Source organism: Chitinophagaceae bacterium, assembly GCA_016713085.1.
Lineage (GTDB): Bacteria > Bacteroidota > Bacteroidia > Chitinophagales > Chitinophagaceae > Lacibacter.
Map to the genome: position 1 here is coordinate 1,259,990 of JADJPV010000002.1, position 20,154 is coordinate 1,280,143.

A 20,154-nucleotide genomic window follows, 5' to 3' on the forward strand; every position below is an offset into this window, starting at 1 on the left:
AAAGTAAAGTGTTGAAAGTAAATTGCTCTTTCAAATCACCATATGATTTTGACATAAATTTATCTGTTCGAAAGGTATGTTTATTTATAATACACTTCACTCCAGCGAAGTTCATTTTTGAACTGATACAGATCGGTGGTTTTGCCAATACGTACATACTCAATTCCCGCCATTTCTGCAAAATCTTCCATGTGTTCAGATGAAAGATTCTGGCTGTAACAGGTATGATGTGCACCCCCAGCTAAAATCCATGCAGCACAACCATCATTCATATTTGGATATGGTTTCCACAATACTCTTGCAACAGGAAGCTTTGGTAAATCAGCAACCGGTGCAACAGCTTCCACTTCATTTACCAGTAAACGGAAGCGGTTACCCATATCAACAACAGATGCATTCAAAGCAAGACCTGCAGCGGAATTAAATACAAGACGAACAGGATCTTCTTTACCACCAATTCCAAGCGGATGAATTTCGCAGTTCGCTTTTCCATCAGCAATACTTGGACAAATTTCCAGCATGTGTGAACCCAGCACTAACGGATTGGCAGGATCGAAATGATAGGTATAATCTTCCATAAAACTGTTACCGCCTTTCAAACCTGTGCCCATTACTTTCATGGCCCGTACAAGTGCTGAAGTTTTCCAGTCACCCTCACCACCAAAACCATATCCATGTGCCATCATTCGTTGCGAACCGATACCTGGCAATTGTTTCATGCCATGCAGGTCTTCGAATGTATCAGTGTAACCTTTGTAGTTACCTGCTTCAAGAAAATACTTTAAGCCCAGTTCAATTTTAGCTGCATCAATCAACGATTGATATTGTGTGCCACCTTTCTTCAGGCTTGCAACAACATTGTACTGATCATTATATTCAGCAATTAATTTTTCAACATCTGCATCACTCACTTCATTGATCACTTTTACGAGATCGCCAATGCCATGTGTGTTTACACTGTAACCAAACACTCTTTCTGCTTCTACTTTATCACCATCAGTTACTGCTACATAACGCATGTTATCACCAAAGCGAACAAATCTTGCTCCCTGCCAGTCGTTCCATCCTGCAGCTGCTCTTGTCCATGCATTGATGCGGTCAAGTACATTTGGATCCTGCCAGTGACCAACAACCACTTTTCTTTTTAAACGGAGACGACTCATGATATGACCAAATTCTCTGTCGCCATGAGCACTCTGGTTAAGGTTCATAAAATCCATATCAATTTCACCCCATGGAATATCACGGTTGAATTGTGTATGGAGATGAAGCAATGGTTTATTGAGAATGCTCAAACCCCTGATCCACATTTTTGCCGGAGAAAATGTATGCATCCATGTAATGATGCCGATACATTTTGCTGATGCGTTTGCTTCCGCACATACAGCATAAATTTCTTCGGGTGATTTTACAGTGGGTTTAAATACAACTGATACAGGTATTACTTCAGCACTGTTTAATGATGCTGCGATCTGCTGCGAATGAACAGCCACCTGCTTCAATGTTTCCTCACCATACAAATCCTGGCTGCCGGTAACAAACCATACTTCAAGTTCTTTTAACGATTTCATTTTAAATAGATATTAGTGTTCAATTGATTGTTTGCTTTTTATTTTGCGATAATGTCTACATCCTTAATTTTTTCAGGGAACCACAGCATCATTTCTCCCTTACCCCTGTTGGCCCATGCATAATAAGGAATGGCAACAAAAGATTGTTTCACTGTATTTACCTGATCATCTTTTACGATCACTGCGTTTGCATCTGCTTTCAACAGCATGACACCGTTCAGCAATGCAGGTTGATATTCGGTTGTAAAAACAGTTGACGCCGGTAACACAATATTGGAAGTACGGCCATTATTATCGGGCCATTCTGCACAATACATCAACGGGCCTCTTTGCAGAGCCACTTTGCCTATATCATCTTTTATTTTTTCATTTGCTGTTACACGCCGCACTTCCATTGGCAATTTCACTTCCACCACATCATTCTTTTTCCAGCTCCTGTTCAATACTGCATACCCATTCTCAATCGCATACTGAACAGCTTCTCCATTTACAGTAACAATTACTTTTGTTTCAGATTTTAATTGAAATGAATAAAGATCCAAAGGAAGAGCCTCATTTACAGCCCAGCCGGGAATACGCACTTTTAAAGTGAAAGGCACCACTCCTTTCTTTGGTGATATAATAAACTTCAAATCGCCATTCCATGGATAACTATTCTGCTGTACAAGCTCTACTGCTTTTCCATCTATCGTCAATGATGAATTACTGTTGATGAAAAGATTCACAAATACATCCTTGCCTTTCTGCGCATACATGTAGCCTGGAAGAGATGGAAGAAGTCTTGTCATGTTGGTTGGACAACAGGAACAATCAAACCAACCAGCACGCTCAGGTTCTAAACTGTTGTGATGAAAATTATTTTTCACCTGCATGGCATTGGTATAGAAAAACGATTTCCCATCTAATCCAACACCGGAGATCAAACCGTTATATAAAATCTTTTCAAGTACATCAATATATTTTGAATCACCATGCAATTGAAACATGCGTTGATTCCAGTACACATTTGCAATGGCTGCACAGGTTTCGTTATATGCAGTTGCATTGGGTAATTCATAATTATCACCATATCGCTCACCTGAAGGAATTGCTCCTGCACCACCCTGCACATACATTTTCTTTGATACAAGATTGTTCCAGATGGAATCAACTGCTGCAAGCATTTGCTGATCGCCTGTTAAGGCTGCTATATCAGCAACAGCTGCATACAGATATCCTGCACGAACTGAATGCCCGACTGCTTCTCTCTGATCAACTACAGGAATATGATCCTGAAAATAAGAACCGCTTTTCCAGGGGTCTTTACTCTTTGCATCATAACCGTTGAAATGACCACGTTCTTCAATAAAATATTTTGCTGTTGATAAATATTCCTGCTTGCCAGTGATACGGAATAATTTTACCAGGCCCATTTCAACTACCTGATGACCCGGTGCCACATGCAGCTTGTCCTTACCAAAAACAGAACAAACCAAATCGGCATTCTTTAATGCAATGTTCAGCAGGTTTCTTTTTCCTGTTGCTGCAAAATGTGCTGCTGCTGCTTCATATAAATGTCCTGAGTTATAAAGTTCGTGACTGAGTTCTCTTTCTTTCTCCCAGCGTTTCATCCCCGACCATGCATGCGGATGCAACGGATCAATAGTTCTTGCTGTATACAAATAACCATCCGGCTCCTGTGCTTTTGCTACTTTATCTATCAGTGAATCGATATACGCTTCTAATTTTTTATCAGGGAATAGACTGAGTGAGAAAGAAGCACCTTCAATTGTTTTATAAATATCTGTATCATCAAAAGGGAAAATGGTACAAAACTTTCCGCTCTGTACCGCAGCCATTTCAAAATTCTTCACTCTTCCTGTACGTTCACAACGTTCAAATGAAGCAGGAATAGTTATGTTATGATTGACTTTAATACGGGGTAACCAGAAATTGTCTGAAAGATGCACACTTGTGAATGAAACTGCTGTATAAGGATAATCTCTTTGCTGCGCAGATAGCCCAAGGCAAAACATTAAAGCAGCAACCGAAAATATATTTTTCATCTCTTTTGTCTCATTTATTATTGACCGTAATAACTGTCTGGTCCGTGTTTACGTTCCCAGTGCTTCCGTTTGATGGATTCTTTCAATCGAGGTGCAGATGGATTGATCTGTTCAGTAAACAAAGCTGTTTTTGCAATGAATTCCAGCACAGCACTGTTGTGAACGGCCTTATGTGCATTCTTTCCCCAGGTAAAGGGTGCATGATTACCAACAAGGATCATTTCCACTTCTTCATAGTTCAATCCTTTTTCTTTAAAACAATTCATGATCTGGAAACCTGTTTCATGTTCGTAATTTCCTTTGATCATTTCATCACTCATTGGTGCGGCACAGGGAATATCAACTGTATTGTAATCGGCATGTGTTGTACCGAAGATGGGAATATCTCTCTGCGATTGTGCCCATGCAGTTGCATAAGTTGAATGTGTATGAACAATGCCACCAATTTTTTCCCAATGCTTATATAACACGGCATGTGTCTTTGTATCAGATGATGGGCGAAGGGAACCCTGGACAGTATTCCCATCAAAATCAACAATCACCATTTTATCGGGTGATAAATCTTCGTAAGGAACACCACTTGGTTTAATGGCAAATACGCTTAAATCTCTGTCTACCGCACTTACATTGCCGAATGTAAATAACACAAGCCCTAGTTTGGGCAGATCCATGTTTGCTTCGTATGCCTCTTCCTGTATACGTTTATACTGACTCATTTTTTTATGCTGTTAAAGATTCTACAGTTAATTTTTCTTTTGTTTGTTCTTCCATGAACGCTCCAACTTCTTTATATTTTTCAAAGCGTTTTTGGTAAACAGCAACACGTTCGGGATTAGGTTGATATTCTGCATCAAAACCCTGGCCCATAGCTTTCATGGCATCTTCCACTTTACTGTAAACACCACCAACGGTTGCAGCAAACATAGCTGCACCCAATGCACAGGTTTGTTCTGATTTATGAATTTTGATCGGCATATTCATTACATCAGCCATCATCTGCATAATGAATGGAGATTTTTTTGCAACACCACCTAATCCAATCAGTCCTTTTACAGGGATTCCCTGTTCAATAAAACGTTCAACAATTGCTTTTGCACCGAAGCAGGTTGATTCAACAACTGCCCTGAACATTCGCACTGCATCACTTCCCAAATCAAGTCCGGTAATTGAAGCTGTGAGTAGTTGATTAGCATCAGGTGTTCTTCTTCCATTGAACCAGTCAACTGCCAGTTCACTGTGTTCATCTATTTCCAGTAGTTCGGCTTGTTTACTCAATGCCGGAATAATGGCATCTTCTGTTTCTTTGATGAGATTATTTTTTGTTGCTTCATCAATGATTGATGACTTTGAAAGTATCTGTTGCAATGGCCATGTAAGTAAACGTTTGTACCATGCATAGGCATCCCCAAATGCAGATTGTCCTGCTTCCAGTCCAATCATACCCGGAATAACAGAACCGGGAACCTGTCCGCAAATTCCTTTAATTAATTTTCCTTCCACATCTTTCACAGGAGCCACCATCATATCGCAGGTAGAAGTTCCCATTACCTTACTTAAATAATATGGTTCAATCTGTCCGCCCACTGCACCCATATGTGCATCATAAGCGCCCACACCAATTACTGTTGTTTCAGGTAAACCTAAACGTGTTGCCCATTCCTTCGTGATTGTACCAACTGATTGATCAGCTGCGAAAGTGTCTTTGAATAAATGATCTGTAAATCCATCAAGAACCGGATCTAATGAAGCAAAAAATTCATTGGGAGGAAGTCCGCCCCATTCTTTTGCCCATAATATTTTATGACCTGCAGAACATACGCCACGTTTCATAGCATGTACATCTGTTCCACCTGATAATAAGAATGGAATCCAGTTGCATGGTTCAACAAAAGAATAAATAGTATTTCTTCCTTTTTCATCAGCACGCAGTACATGCAGCAGTTTTGCCCAGAACCATTCTGATGAATAAATGCCGCCAACAAACTGTAAATAATTCGTATCAAATTTTTCTGCATGTGCATTGATCTCTGCTGCTTCACCAACTCCTGTATGATCTTTCCACAATACAAACATGGCGTTGGGATTATTTTCGAACCCGGGCAACAATGATAATGGTGTTCCTGCTTTATCAACAGCAACAGGTGTTGAACCGGTTGTATCAACAGACAGTGCTTTTATATTGGCTGCTATTGCAGGGCCAACTTTTGCCACACATTCTTTAATCGTTGCTTCCAGTCCTTCTACATAATCAAGGGGATGTTGCCGGAACTGGTTTTCATTCATATTGCAGTACAACTGCTCTTTCCATCTTGGATAATAAAACACGGAAGAAGCCAGTTCATTTCCGTTTGCTGCATTAACAATGATTGTTCTTACAGAATCTGATCCGTAATCAACACCAATCACATAAGATGCTTCGTTACTCATAACTATTCAAAATTTTGTGCCCTTCTTGTTTTTATTTTCTGCTCATTACCTTCTTCACCTTCTCAACAATGCTTGCTGCATTTAAACCATATTTCTCCATCAGTTGTGCAGGTGTTCCGCTTTCGCCAAATGAATTGTTTACTCCAACCATTTCAACAGGTGTTGGTGTGTTGCGGCTCAACAGTTGACAAACTGCATCTCCCAATCCACCATTCAACTGATGCTCTTCTGCAGTAACTACACATTTTGTTTTTGCTGCTGATTTCAGAATCGCTTCTTCATCGAGTGGTTTGATAGTATGGATATTGATGATCTCTGCATCAATGCCTTCTTTTTCTAAAATTTCACCGGCAAGAATTGCTTCCCATACCAGATGACCTGTTGCAATAATGCTTACATCTTTTCCTTCGTTCACCATCCATGCTTTACCAATTTCAAATTTTTGATCCGCATCGGTAAACACAGGAACAACAGGACGGCCAAAGCGTAAGTACACAGGTCCTTTGTAATCTGCAACTGCAATCGTTGCTGCTTTTGTTTGATTGTAATCGCATGGATTGATTACTGTCATCTCAGGCATTGCACGCATCATGGCTAAGTCTTCAAGAATCTGGTGCGTTGCACCATCTTCGCCTAATGTTAATCCTGCATGTGATACAGCAATTTTTACATTGGTTCCGGAATAAGCAACACTCTGACGAATCTGATCATAAACTCTTCCTGATCCAAAGTTGGCAAATGTTGTTGCGTAAGGAATATAACCGGAGATGGCCATACCTGCAGCCACACCAATCATATTTGCTTCCGCAATCCCGCATTGGATAAAACGTTCAGGATTATCTTTTATAAATGCATCTAATTTTAAAGAGGCAACCAGGTCAGCACAAAGTGCTACTACATTAGGATTTGATTTTCCCAACTCTGCCATGCCGGCACCAAAACCGGAACGGGTATCTTTTTTTTCAGTGAATGTGTATTTTTTCATTCTGATTTTTGTTCTTCAAGTTTTTAATAATCGCCCAATGTTTCAGGCAGTTGTCCCAGTGCATTTGCAAGCTGTTCATCATTTGGTGCAGTTCCGTGCCACTTATGTGTGTGCATCATAAAATCAACACCGGCACCCATTTCTGATTTCATTAAAATCACAATTGGTTTTTCCTGACCTCTTAATTGTTTTGCTTTTGCAATTGCATACAAAACCTGCTGCAAATCGTTTCCATCAGCCAAGGTCAACAGTTGCCCAGCCAAATGCTTCATACTTGGCCTTGATGCTGTTTATTCCAGTCAACAATAGCAATCAGATTATCCAATTTATAATGCGGTGCAAACTGTACTGCTTCCCACACCTGTCCTTCCTGCTGTTCACCATCACCCATCAACACAAAAACAGTACTGTCATCTTTTTTCAGTTTCTTGGCATAAGCCGTACCTGATGCAACAGAAAGTCCCTGTCCCAATGAACCCGATGCAACTCGGATACCGGGCAGATGTTCATGTGTTGCAGGATGTCCCTGCAAACGTGAATTGATTTTACGAAATGTCGAGAGTTCACTAACGGGAAAGTATCCACGTCTTGCAAGCACGGAATAAAATAACGGAGAGATGTGACCGTTCGATAAGAAGAACAGATCTTCTCCTGCACCTTCACGTGAAAACTCGAGAAAGCCATCACTGCCTTTCTTTTCATTAATCTTCATCACATTAAAATAAAGAGCTGCTACTAAATCTGTACAACCCAATGAACCACCGGGATGTCCCGATTGGCATGCATGCACCATACGAACGATATCACGGCGTATCTGCGATGCTGTAGTTTTTAATTCCTGTAATTCCATTTGATATTTTTTTCTTTCAACAAATAAACTAATTAATTCACTGACACTTTATACTTTGTTACTGTATGATATTTCTCTCCCGGTTTTAACAGCGTTGTTGGAAAAGCCGGCTTATTGGGTGAATCAGGAAAGTGCTGTGTTTCCAGGCAAAGTGCTGTATGAATCTGAATGGCTTTGCCATCTGTTGATTTGAATGTGCCATCCAGGAAATTACCTGAGTAAAACTGTAAGCCGGGTTCAGTAGTAAACACTTCCAATTTTCTTCCGCTTACTGAATCGGTTAAAGTGGCAACCAGTTCAAGATCGCTTCCTTTACGTGTTAATACAAAATTGTGATCATATCCACCCTCTACAGATGCAATGCGTTCGCCGATTTTATGTGGCTGTAAGAAATCAAAAGGAGTTCCTTTTACATCTTTCAGTTCGCCTGTTGGAATTAATCCAGCATCAACAGGGGTATACTTATCAGCATTTACCTGCAACTGATGATCAAGAATTGTATTGGTTACATCACCAGTTAAATTGAAATAGCTGTGATTGGTTAAATTCACAACTGTTGTTTTATCTGTTTCAGCTGAGTAATCAATCAGCAGTTCATTATCATCTGTTAATGTATAAACAACGGTGATCTTTAAATTACCGGGGTAACCTTCTTCTCCATCCTTACTTAAATACGTTAATGTTAAAGAAGCTGTGCTGTCTGCTGCTGTTGCATCCCAAACTACTTTATCGTATCCTTTATTACCACCATGCAAATGATTTTCACCATTGTTGGTCGCTAATTTATAAGTAGCTGTATCAATTTTAAATGTACCCTTTGCAATACGGTTACCATAACGGCCAATAAGTGCTCCAAAAAATGGCGGCTTGGCAAGGTATCCGCTCAAACTGTCGAAGCCGAGTACGACACTGCTTTTCTTACCATTCTTATCAGGTGTAACCCATGATGTAACAGTACCACCATAGTTGGTAATCTTTACTTCAACACCATTGCTGTTGGTTAAAGTATATAAGTTTACCTGTTTGCCATCTGCTTCGCCCCAGGAAACCTGTGTAACTTTTTTATTCACGGCATCTTCGCCTTTTTTTTCATCGCCTGTATTACAGGCGGCAAATGCTGTTGTTGCCATCAGTGTAATCATTGTCATCTTTTTTAAACTTTTCATATTTGATGTTTTGCTTTCGTTTTTTAATGATTGTTTTTTAAACGTGGCCATCCTTCATCATCCCATTCCAATTCACTGATAATAAGTTTTGATCTTCCTTTATCCAATGCATCATATCCATGATAAATGATGTAATCTTTTCCGTTAAAGTTATAAACTGAGTTATGACCTGCACCAAACCACTCTTTACCGTCGCCCTGTACAATCAATGACCCGCCATTAAATGCCATAGATACAGCATTTTTATCAAGATAAGGGCCTGTTACTTTTTTACTTCTCCCCACTACCACTTTGTAATCACTTTTTTCGGCACGGCAGCAATAATCCCATGAAACAAACAGGTAGTAGTATTCGCCTTTTTTAAAGATGAACGGAGCTTCGATTGCCGCATCACCCGCAGACGTATCGGTGCTGGTAAAGTTTCTAGGACGGCTTGCAACAGTACGCCATTCCTGCGGTTCAGCAACTGATTTCAGGTTACTGTTAAGTTTTACCAGTTTTATACCGTTCCAGAAAGAGCCAAAGCTCAGCCAGGGAATATTGTTTTCGTCAACGATGAGATTGGGATCAATGGCATTCCACATATCCCTGCCGGGAACGGATTGTATAAGCTTACCCTGATCTTCCCATTTATAATCGGGAGAAGATGCATCTAATGTTTTGTTTACCGTGACACCAATACAGGATGTATTTTTTCCAAAAGCAGATACTGAATAATAGAGATAATACATTCCATTATGAAAGCTGATATCAGGTGCCCAGATATGCCCTCTGAAACCCGGTACAGCTTCAACTGCCCATTTTGGTGAAGCAGCGAAAACAGGTTTTTCTTTTTTCCAGTTCTTTAAATCAGATGAGGTGAAAACAGAAATTCCAAAACCTGTGCAGAACAGGTAATAGGTATTTCCCTCTTTGATCATAACGGGATCATGAACAGAGGTTTGACGGGCGGGTTTTACAGTACCTACAGAATCAGGTCGTCCCTGAGCCGAAACCAATAATATACATACTGCAAATCCTATCGTCAATAAACTTCTCATCAAATTCTGCTACAGCATTTTTATTCTTAATACAGTGAAAGAATAAGGTGCTGCTGTATATTCAAACTTTTTACTTTTTACGGCAATGGTAGATTCTTTCGGTGAAACGACCAACGGCTGATCAAAGGAGTTTACCTGATTCAGGTCAGTACTCTGCATCACGGTTAACTTACCAACGGTTGCAAGTTTTTTTATTCCTTCAAAAGATAATATGCTTGTTTGCTGAATACCGGATGCGTTGACAATTTTAATCACCACTTCATTTGTTGCTGCATCAATAACTGCTGAAGCATACAAGCTATCCTGCCCCGCAACCACATCATTGTTGAGTGTAATGGGAACTACTTTTGAACCCTTGTTCAGCGAAAATAATTTCTGTACATAATAATCAGGCGTGCCATAAGAACGGAGATTGTCAACCCATATTAAATCAGGAGTCCACTGCCAGCCATCAATATGCGCAAACAACGGTGCGTATGAGGCCATACTTACGACACCTGCATTTCTTTCCAACCCTGTCATAAACGCCGCTTCACTGATGGCAGTTAACCAGGTGTTGCGGTTATTAACGCTTACAGTTCTGTCGCTCTGTGCAGCATATTCACCTGCAAATATTTTTGATCCGTTACGTGGATAATTATCATAACGTCTTGTATTCTGTAAAAACCATTCAGGGCGGCGGTAATAATGCTCATCAATAATATCCGCATTCATGTTCCTTAATTCAGTATTAAGTAAATCAAAACGGGCACCATCAGGATCAGTACCTGAGCTTGTAACCAGTTTGATATCTGGATATTTTTCTTTGATTGCTTTTTGAAAAATTTTCAAACGCTCAATATATTGCGGGCCCCAGTTTTCATTACCTACACCAAGAAATTTTAAATTAAATGGAGCGGCATGTCCCATTTCTGCTCTTTTCTTTCCCCATACAGTTGTTACATCGCCATTGGCAAATTCAATTAAATCCAATGCATCCTGCACGTAAGGATCGAGCTGATCAAGAGGAACCAGTTCAGCTGAGTTAAACTGACAGGCCATTCCGCAGTTGAGAATAGGTAATGCCTCTGCACCAATATCCTCAGCCAGCTGAAAGTATTCAAAGAAACCTAAACCGAATGTTTGAAAATAATCCGGTGTGGGCCGATGTGCAAATTCAATGTTCCAGCGGTTGATGATGAGCTGGCGCTCTTCAACGGGGCCAATTGTTTTTTTCCATTGATAACGGTTCGACAGATCAAAGCCTTCTACTATGCAACCGCCGGGAAAACGTACAAAGCCGGGTTTCATATCGGCCAGCATCTGAATCATATCAGCACGCATACCGCCGGGTCTGCCTTTCCAAGTATCGGACGGAAACAGTGAAACTATATCCATATCAATTGTTCCTGTTCCTTCAAACCAAATTCTGAACTGACCTTTTAATTCTGTTTCTGTTGCACTAAAACTTACTGCCTGTTTTTTCCAGTTATTTGCTGTTGATGCAACTTCTGTTACTATTGAACCTATGATTTCATTTTTTGCATTCAGTAATTCAAGATGAATTTTTATTCCGCTCACCGATGTACGATACAATACAGAAAAATCATAACGCAGATCCTTTTTAATGCCCATTCCACGAAAACCCTCATTCGTCATACTCAGGTTTCCCTTTACTGCATTATTTAACAGTACCCGCAGAAATCTGGGATTGGAAATATTGTCAGGCCTGTTCTGAACCGTTACTGCACCTTCAACAAATGGTTTCTGTTCCACTTTCCAGCCCATCAATGGTTTAAAAATTCAAAGGATCGGTTCTTGATCAGTTCTGCATAAATACCTCCATCTGCACCGAGGTTAATATCTTCAAAAAACACCCCCCACATGGTGGGCTGAACATCGGCAACCGGTTGATTTGCTTTTACAGTCAATACTCTTTTTGGTTGACCAAAAGAAGAAACAACAAGCATCATTAGTGCAGTAATGGCAAGAAAAGACTTATTCAGTTTCATAAAACGACTCAATTTATTTAAGTTTTGCTGTTTGGTTATCCTGTAGAATCCTGTATGGAATACCATCTTCATTCCCTTATTTTTTCTTTCCCCAGATGGCTGTTCCCTGGTTATTTAAACCTGAAAAGATAATTGTGTTCTTTTTATTTTCCCAATCTCTTCCCTTCTGCACAAATACTTTGTCTGTAAAACCATTTGCCCATTTCAGTTCAAGCCAGGGAGCATTGTAGGTCCATGTATTGGAACTGCTTCCATTCAATGTTCCGTTTGCAGCAATGGTTAAGTTAACAGAGTTTTGGAAATCAGGTGACGTTTGTTCTGCAGAATAGCCCGGCACAATATTGTACCCCAAAACGATCTGTTCCCAATCGCCCAAAATATCTGTTTGTGAAATCAATGAATCTTTTTCCCAGGCATAACGTTCAGGCGAAGCAACGGGCCACCCATCTGCTGTCCAGAATAATTTACGCACATGCAGATTCATATAATAACTGTCAGCTCCCGGTCTTCCCTGGTGGGCAATAAAATACTGCCCGTTACCATCACTGAAAGCTGTGGAATGTGCCACACCCTGCCAGCCGCTGTGGCCTGAAAATTTATAGGGTGCAATAATCATTGGGCCATGATCAATATTTGTATTGGCATCAGTTCCATTAAAATCATAAAAAGATCCATCGGGTTTATCACTTTTCATTACACGCACATTATATTTTGTTTGTAACCAGTCATAAGCTATAAACAAAAAATATTTGTTGAGCTGTGAGTTATAGATGAGATCAGCACCTTCAATATTTCCATTATATTTTCCGGCAGTAAAACCTCTGTTAGCAATACGTTTCCCTTTGTCGCCGGCACTGGAAGCAAAACCTGTTGCAGGATCTAACTTCAACGAATAAATCCCATCCCATGCCGAGCCATACACCATCCAGTGTTCGCCACCAGGTGTAACAACAACAGAAGGATCAATTGCATTTGTCTGTACGCTGTTATCATTTTTAGATGTTACCACCAGCCCTTTTTCTGTCCATGGGCCTTCAGGTGAAGTGGATGTTGCCAATCCAATAACACTCAATCTTGGCAATGAACAGGATAAAGAATAATAAAGACGGAACTCACTGCCAGCTTTCACAATGCAGGGTGCCCATAATGAATTAAACGCTGTGCCTCCACCCTGTGTAATAAAACCTGATCCAAGTGTTGGTAAGCCGTTGAATACCCAGCCAACATAACTCCATTCTACGAGGTCTTTTGATTTTCTGATCTGTAAGCCTGCTCTTACATCAATACCATATCCAACATCGGTACTGTAAGAATAATAGTAGTCATTTACTTTAATGATTGCCGGATCGTGTACATTATACGAACCCCATTTAAGATAATTGGCAAAAGGAGCCAGCGCAGCATACGTATCGTTAATTGAATTGATATCAAATGCAGGAACTACAGGCGGCACATACGGAGGATCTTCTCCGGCACTCTTGTTTTTTTTGCAGGAAGAGATTGATGCTGCCAGTACAAGTAAAAAAAATATTTTATTGACGACTTGTTTCCAAAGTGCTTATTTAAGCGTTAATACAACTACTGAAAAAGGAGGCAACTGTACCTGCAGTAAATCAGCAGAAAGTTTTGCTTCTTTGAAAGCAGCCGGTTGAATTTTATTTGACTGATCAAAAGAATTAAAATCCTGCAATTTTTTTGAAGTAAGAATCCTTCCTGAAACAGAACTGTATTTTGCACCACGTATATTAATACTGATGCTTTGTGATTTAGAAGCATCAATATTCACCAGTGAAATATGAGTTACACCATCTTTGTCTTTTGATGCAGAAACAGAAACTGCAGGTAATTTTTCATTACCCAGTACATAATCATTTGTTATAAGAGTTACAGGAAGCATGGTTGCGTCCTGGTGTACATTGTACATTTCCAGCACATGATATGTAGGTGTTATAATCATTTTTTCTTTACTGGTAAGAATCACGGCCTGTAATACGTTTACTGTCTGTGCAAGGTTGGCCATTCTTACCCGATCGCAATGATTGTGAAAAACATTTAATGTAACACCTGCAATCATTGCATCACGCATTGTATTTTGCTGATACAGGAATCCGGGATTGGTTCCTTTTTCCACTTCATACCATCCTCCCCATTCGTCAACCACCAACGCAATTTTTTTCTTCGGATCATACTTATCCATTATGGTTGAATGCCTTGTTACCAGCTCTTCCATACGGAGTGCAGATTTCATGGTAGCAAAGTATTGCTGCTCGGTATAATCAGTTGCAGAACCTTTTTTCGCTCCATTTTACATTTGCATAATGATGGAGTGCCACACCTTCCATCATGTTATGCGGAATGTCACGCATCAGTACTTCAGTCCAGTTGTAATCATCTACATTCGCCCCTGAAGCAACACGAAAAAGTTTATCGCTGTTCGACCAGTCGGTCATATAAGTTGCATACTGTCTGAAAACATTTGCATAGTATTCCGGTTTCATATTACCACCGCATCCCCATGCTTCATTACCAACACCCCAGATGCTTACATTCCAGGGTTCCTTTCTTCCGTTCTGCACACGCCATGTACTCATAGGACTTGTATTGGGCTTTCCATTTACATACTGTGTCCAGTCAGTAAGTTCCTGAACAGTGCCGCTGCCAACATTTCCTGCGAGGTATGGTTGTGCTCCCAGCAGTTCGCACATATTTAAAAAATCATGAGTTCCAAAGCTGTTGTCTTCGGTTACACCACCCCACCAGCGGTTTATTATGGCAGGACGTTTATCTTTTGGCCCAACACCATCTTTCCAATGGTAGGTATCTGCAAAACAGCCTCCGGGCCAGCGAAGATTTGAAACTTTTAATTTCTTTAATGCATCAATAATATCATTCCTTACACCATTGGTATTAGGTATTATCTTATTGGTATCTCCTACATAAAATCCATTGTAAATACAATTACCAAGATGTTCGGCAAAATGTCCGTAAATATTTTTGTTGATTATTTCTTTTCCCTGGTCGGCATTTAATACAACCTGGTTCTGAGCAAATGAGTTTGCTGTAAGTAATGCAAAGGCGATACTGAAAATATACCTGATCATAACTAAATGATTTAATTCTTACTATTTATCAAAGCCGGAGGATTTGGCTTAGAAACTTGCAAGAAAAGAAAGCCAAATCCTCGCGGCAAAGATCTTATTTAAAGTGCCAGATATCCTTAATAACCTGAATTTTGTGTATAACCGGGGTTCAGGTCAATTTCACGCTGCGGAATTGGATAATACTCCCTTCCTGCTGCATAAGAATTGAATTCCGGATCATTTGCTTTCAGTATTGCAAGTTTTGCAGCATTATTAAGCCAGCCCCAGCGGTGAATATCATCAAAGCGGTGGCCTTCAAGGCTGAATTCCAATAAGCGTTCATGTGCAATCTGATCACGCATTTGCGCCTGTGTCATACCTGGTTTTGCTGTTGCAAGATCAGGCAGTCCAACCCTGCTGCGTACACGCTGAATCAATGGATATGCTTCCGCAGTTCTGTTGAGTTCATTCAAGCATTCAGCATACATCAGCAATACATCAGCATAGCGCATGATGCGTTCATTGATGCCGGAGCGCCAGTCAAACTCATCAGCTTTTACACCATCATTCTGGTATTTGCGACAGAATAAGTCATTCAAATCTGCAGCATTTGCTGCAAATCTTGTTGCAAAAGGAATTCCATAAATCATCATACCGGGTTTGTTATAAAACATGGTAGCTTCCAAACGTGGATCATCTGTATTAGCCGTCGTTTTTTCAACAAGGAATTCATTAAATACTGAACGGGTAGGTTGTACGTCTGTCCATCCAAAGCTGCGTGGAGCATAAGTAATTGCTCTTGCAGAAGTTTTACCCCAACCTGGTTGTGGAGTACCACCCCAACCAAGATCAGCACCACCTGCATCACGGCTGAACTGAACTTCAAAGATTGATTCAACATTGTTTTCAGTTGCTTCAATAAAGTTATCTCTGTAATTCGTTGTCAGGTTATAGATGTTCAGATCCATAACAGCTTTAAACTGTTCTGCAGCCAATGTAAAATCAGGAGTTGGCTTAAATAAATATGCTTTTCCAAGAAATGCCATAGCAGCACCTTTCGTTGCACGTCCGAGGTCATTCTTATCCGGTCCTGTTACATCACTGTATTTAGCCGGAAGTCTTTTTGCTGCTTCTTTAAAATCACTGATCACCTGAGCCCAGCCCGCTTCTATTGTTGCCTGCTTTTCACTGAATGTATTTATTTCAGGTACATGTAATACCAATGGTACACGTCCAAAGAAATTCACTAAGTGATAATAGTACAAGCCCCGCATAAAATAAGCCTGTCCAAGAACCCTTTCTTTTAAAGCTGCATCCATTTCAATGGCAGGTACATTATCCAGTACCTGGTTGCAACGGAGTACTCCCTGATAATAGGTTTCATATGTCCACCCGTAAATGGCAATATTTCCGGAGTTCAACGCAAACTTACCTGTGTTGTACATCTGATCCCAGGGACTGTTACTTTTTGCATCATCACCACGGGTATCGAGCATTAAAGGTGTACAGCGCATGTAACCACCATCAGGTAAAAGACTGCTGTAAGCAGCATTGATACCTGCAATAGCATCTGCCTGCGATTTCCAGAAACTTGCTGAGGTTTGTGCGTTGGGATTTACCTGGTCTAACTGTTTGGTACAGCCAACCGTAAACAGAAATCCTGCAGCAACTATTAATATTTTTTTCATATTCATGATTTTTAATTGATGTTTTGAATTGATGATTCAGTTTTATGGATTACAATGAAAGTTGCACACCCACTAAGATGGATCTTGGATTAGGAAATGAACCCTGATCGAATCCACGACTGAATAAACCATCGTTGCCTACACCTGTAAAATCCGGATCAAGACCTTTGTACTTCGTAATGGTAAATACATTCTGTCCTGATAAATAAACTCTTGCGTTTGATAACCATTTCAATCCTGACATTGGTTTCAAAGTATAACCAAGCTGGAAGTTTTGAAGACGTACATAACTTCCATTTTCAACAAACCTGTTCGATACTCTGCCATTTGCATTAGGATCGCCAATTACAGGACGGGGAATAGTTGTATTGGTATGTGCTGTAGTCCAGAAATCCAGGTCATCAACATGATGATTACTGTATTGGCCACCCATCAGATCACTGTAAACAGAGTTATATACTTTATTGCCTGCACTTCCCTGCCAGAACATAGAGAAATCGAAATTCTTATATCCAAGATTAATATTTAAACCATAGTAGAGATTAGGAATTGATCTGCCCAGATAAACACGGTCTTCATCATTTATTTTACCGTCTTTGTTGGTGTCCTGGAACTTCACATCACCGGGAGCTGCATTCGGTTGAGTAGGTGAACTGCTTACTTCAGCAGCACTCTGGAAAATTCCAATCATAGTGTGTCCGTACAAATCTCCCACAGGTCGGCCTGGTTCTGATTTACTGGCATTTCCGTAAATAGGTACGCCATTCAAACCAAGTGATACAAGTTTATTCTTCAATGTATTTCCTGATAAGGTTACATCGTAAGTGAAATTTTTCACTGATCCTTTATATCCTACTGTTATTTCCACACCTGAATTTTCCATTGATGCAGCATTGGTTGTTACATCCCATGGAAAAGAGCCAATTGATAATGAAATTGGCACTCCAGCCAGCAGATCTTTATTTGTGTTTTTAAAATACTCAGCAGTAAACCTCAATCTTTCATTCAACAAACCTATTTCCGCTGCAACGTTAGTTGTTACTTTAGTTTCCCATTTAATACCGGGATCTACAAGTGATACAACAGTAACACCGGGGGCCAATGTATTATTGAACACATAGCTTGCATTTGTATTAACATAAGATTGGTAGAGATAGTTCCCAATATTCTGGTTACCTACCTGACCATAACCACCTCTCAGTTTTAAAGTACTGATAACTGATGGCAGGTGAATGAATTTTTCATTATGCACATTCCATGCACCGGAGAATGAATGAAAATTACCCCACCTGTTTGCAGAAGGGAACCTTGATGAACCATCTCTTCTGAAGTTTACAGTCACCAGGTATCTGTCATCATAATTATAATTTAATCTGCCGAGATAAGAAATCAACACTGAAGCATCGCTTCCGCTGGTTAAAGTTTTATCAGAAGCAGCGGCAATTGCATCAAAAGTATAGAAGTAAGGTTCACGTAAATTAATACCACTTCCTGTTAAATGATTTCCCTTGTCTTTCTGAAAAGTATAACCTGCTAACACATCAATATTGTGTTTACCGGTTGTCAGTTTATAAGAAAGGGTATTTTCAACTAAAGCAGTTGTGCCTGTACCTACTCTTCTGTACAGATAAGAAGTGTTATTCAGATAATACCATCCGAGATCATATTTAGGTTCAAATGCAAAACCAACTTCCTGGCCTCTGTCGAAGCTTGCATTTAATTTATACTTCAGATTTTTTACAAGCTCAACTTCTCCCCAGATATTACCGAGGAAACGATCTCTGTCTGTTTCATTTTTCAACAGGTTGTTCAATCCAATAACATTCAGTGTAATTGCACGCTGTGTTGTATTGTCAGCACCACCATAACCACCCAAACGGTTTGCATCTTTCACGGGAATGGTAGGAATGGTTGTTATTAAACTGGTAACAGCACCGCCAAAAATGGCTTTGCTGTTTGACCCGTTGTAAGGATTTACTTTGTGAGAATTGGTATAGAACATTTTTGTTCCATAAGAAAAAATTCCTTTTTTTCCTGTTAACCCCAATGTTGCAGTATAACGTTTATATGCCTGCGGGCCGGTAATTGTACTGCTTTGATCAAAATAACCAAGTGAGGCATTATAAGTCATACTTTCTGCACCACCTGAAAAACTTACACTGTGATCCTGAATAAACCCTGTACGGAAAGCTTCCTTTTGCCAGTTGGTATTTACATTACTGATAAAAGAAGAACTGGCCGGGTCATTACCGGGAGCAATGCTTAATCCTGCATTCACTTCAGCCTGGTTGGTAATTTTTCTGTACCCTGCAGCATCAGTAACATCCCATCGGCGGGCAATGTTCTGCATACCGGCATATCCATTATAATTCACTTTCATTTTACCTGGCTTCCCTTTTTTTGTTGTGATGATCACAACACCAGTACTTCCCCTTGAACCATAGATAGCAGTTGCAGAAGCATCTTTCAGAATCTGAATCGATTCAATATCATTGGGGTTAAGATCAAATGGAGCACCGATCATTACACCATCCACAACAAATAAAGGGTTGTTGTTTACAAGTGAACTGATTCCCCTTATTTTGATCTGAACAAAACCACCAGGTTCACCTGAACCGTGAACACTTACACCCGGAGTTTGACCCTGGAGCATTTTTGCCACATCATAACTGGCAGTTTTGCGTGCATTGCCAACATTTACTACAGATACAGCTCCTGTTAAATCTTTTTTCCGTTGTGTACCATAGCCAACTACCACAACCTCTTCAAGGTCGCCGGCAGATTCCTGCAGTACAACTGCTACAGATGTTTTTCTCCTGACAGAAATTTCCTGTGATGCATAGCCAACAAAAGAAATAACAAGTACATCTTTCGCTGATGCAGAAATGGAAAATCTTCCGTCGGTACCGGTTACAGTACCTGTTGAAGTTCCTTTTACAGTTACAGAAACACCAGTAAGCGGTTTACCTGCATTGTCAGCAACAGTCCCTGTAACTGTGGACTGTGCAGACAGGTAATTTGAGAATAGCAAGGCAAAAAAGACAATCGTTAAATGGATTACTTTTTTTGGCAGCCAGGATTTGTTTCCTTTCATAATCGTTGTTTTAGTTTTTAATAAGCGTCATTTATACAATTAAACAATCAAAAAAAATACTTTACATACAGATAGTTTTCAAAAAAATAAATAAGAGTTCTATATTAAGTCACTTCGCTTATTCCCTTCTTCAGTATTTGTTGAAATGACAGGGTACAGCAACCTCGTCTCCAGTAATAATTCGTTTTGAAACAGAATATCCAGACAGTAAATCTGC

Annotated in this window: 10 protein-coding genes and 3 pseudogenes; all 13 read right to left on the reverse strand. The window is 40.0% G+C overall.

The genetic code is table 11. From position 1 onward, the window contains the following. Positions 1-80: 80 nt before the first annotated feature. The 13 genes and pseudogenes from araA to IPK31_18540 all read right to left on the reverse strand — a co-directional run bounded on the left by araA (position 81) and on the right by IPK31_18540 (position 19,937). A complete protein-coding gene (gene araA / locus IPK31_18480; GenBank protein ID MBK8089747.1) occupies positions 81-1,571 on the reverse strand; it encodes an L-arabinose isomerase in 1,491 nt (496 codons plus the stop codon). A gap of 38 nt (positions 1,572-1,609) precedes the next feature. Then, positions 1,610-3,616: a glycoside hydrolase family 127 protein gene (locus IPK31_18485; protein MBK8089748.1), complete on the reverse strand. Its 2,007-nt coding sequence runs from the start codon at positions 3,614-3,616 to the stop codon at positions 1,610-1,612. 17 nt (positions 3,617-3,633) lie between these two features. Next, on the reverse strand, positions 3,634-4,332 hold the full coding sequence (locus IPK31_18490; GenBank protein MBK8089749.1) for an L-ribulose-5-phosphate 4-epimerase: 699 nt from the start codon (positions 4,330-4,332) through the stop codon (positions 3,634-3,636). 4 nt (positions 4,333-4,336) lie between these two features. Next, positions 4,337-6,043: a ribulokinase gene (locus tag IPK31_18495; protein MBK8089750.1), complete on the reverse strand. Its 1,707-nt coding sequence runs from the start codon at positions 6,041-6,043 to the stop codon at positions 4,337-4,339. A gap of 31 nt (positions 6,044-6,074) precedes the next feature. Continuing rightward, positions 6,075-7,028, reverse strand: a complete 954-nt coding sequence (locus IPK31_18500; GenBank protein MBK8089751.1) for a transketolase family protein — start codon at positions 7,026-7,028, stop codon at positions 6,075-6,077. A gap of 23 nt (positions 7,029-7,051) precedes the next feature. Continuing rightward, positions 7,052-7,878: pseudogene (locus tag IPK31_18505) on the reverse strand (transketolase). 32 nt (positions 7,879-7,910) lie between these two features. Continuing rightward, positions 7,911-9,044: a galactose mutarotase gene (locus IPK31_18510; GenBank protein ID MBK8089752.1), complete on the reverse strand. Its 1,134-nt coding sequence runs from the start codon at positions 9,042-9,044 to the stop codon at positions 7,911-7,913. A 23-nt stretch (positions 9,045-9,067) separates the two neighbouring features. After that, the gene (locus IPK31_18515; protein ID MBK8089753.1) at positions 9,068-10,084 is read right to left on the reverse strand and encodes an arabinan endo-1,5-alpha-L-arabinosidase; all 1,017 of its coding nucleotides are present in this window, start codon (positions 10,082-10,084) and stop codon (positions 9,068-9,070) included. 9 nt (positions 10,085-10,093) lie between these two features. Beyond that, positions 10,094-12,075, reverse strand: a pseudogene (locus IPK31_18520) (alpha-L-arabinofuranosidase). 76 nt (positions 12,076-12,151) lie between these two features. Next, positions 12,152-13,606: an arabinan endo-1,5-alpha-L-arabinosidase gene (locus tag IPK31_18525; GenBank protein ID MBK8089754.1), complete on the reverse strand. Its 1,455-nt coding sequence runs from the start codon at positions 13,604-13,606 to the stop codon at positions 12,152-12,154. Between the two features lie 27 nt (positions 13,607-13,633). Continuing rightward, positions 13,634-15,176, reverse strand: a pseudogene (locus IPK31_18530) (alpha-N-arabinofuranosidase). Positions 15,177-15,292: 116 nt separating this feature from the next. Next, a complete protein-coding gene (locus IPK31_18535) occupies positions 15,293-16,843 on the reverse strand; it encodes a RagB/SusD family nutrient uptake outer membrane protein (protein ID MBK8089755.1) in 1,551 nt (516 codons plus the stop codon). A gap of 49 nt (positions 16,844-16,892) precedes the next feature. After that, complete coding sequence (locus tag IPK31_18540; protein MBK8089756.1) at positions 16,893-19,937, reverse strand: TonB-dependent receptor; 3,045 nt, start codon at positions 19,935-19,937, stop codon at positions 16,893-16,895. Positions 19,938-20,154 lie beyond the last annotated feature (217 nt).

Excerpts from the sequence above, each read along its gene's own strand:
- araA (MBK8089747.1), bottom strand. The coding sequence starts at position 1,571 with ATGAAATCGTTAAAAGAACTTGAAGTATGGTTTGTTACCGGCAGCCAG.
- IPK31_18485 (MBK8089748.1), bottom strand. The coding sequence starts at position 3,616 with ATGAAAAATATATTTTCGGTTGCTGCTTTAATGTTTTGCCTTGGGCTA.
- IPK31_18490 (MBK8089749.1), bottom strand. The coding sequence starts at position 4,332 with ATGAGTCAGTATAAACGTATACAGGAAGAGGCATACGAAGCAAACATG.
- IPK31_18495 (MBK8089750.1), bottom strand. The coding sequence starts at position 6,043 with ATGAGTAACGAAGCATCTTATGTGATTGGTGTTGATTACGGATCAGAT.
- IPK31_18500 (MBK8089751.1), bottom strand. The coding sequence starts at position 7,028 with ATGAAAAAATACACATTCACTGAAAAAAAAGATACCCGTTCCGGTTTT.
- IPK31_18510 (MBK8089752.1), bottom strand. The coding sequence starts at position 9,044 with ATGAAAAGTTTAAAAAAGATGACAATGATTACACTGATGGCAACAACA.
- IPK31_18515 (MBK8089753.1), bottom strand. The coding sequence starts at position 10,084 with ATGAGAAGTTTATTGACGATAGGATTTGCAGTATGTATATTATTGGTT.
- IPK31_18535 (MBK8089755.1), bottom strand. The coding sequence starts at position 16,843 with ATGAAAAAAATATTAATAGTTGCTGCAGGATTTCTGTTTACGGTTGGC.
- IPK31_18540 (MBK8089756.1), bottom strand. The coding sequence starts at position 19,937 with ATGAAAGGAAACAAATCCTGGCTGCCAAAAAAAGTAATCCATTTAACG.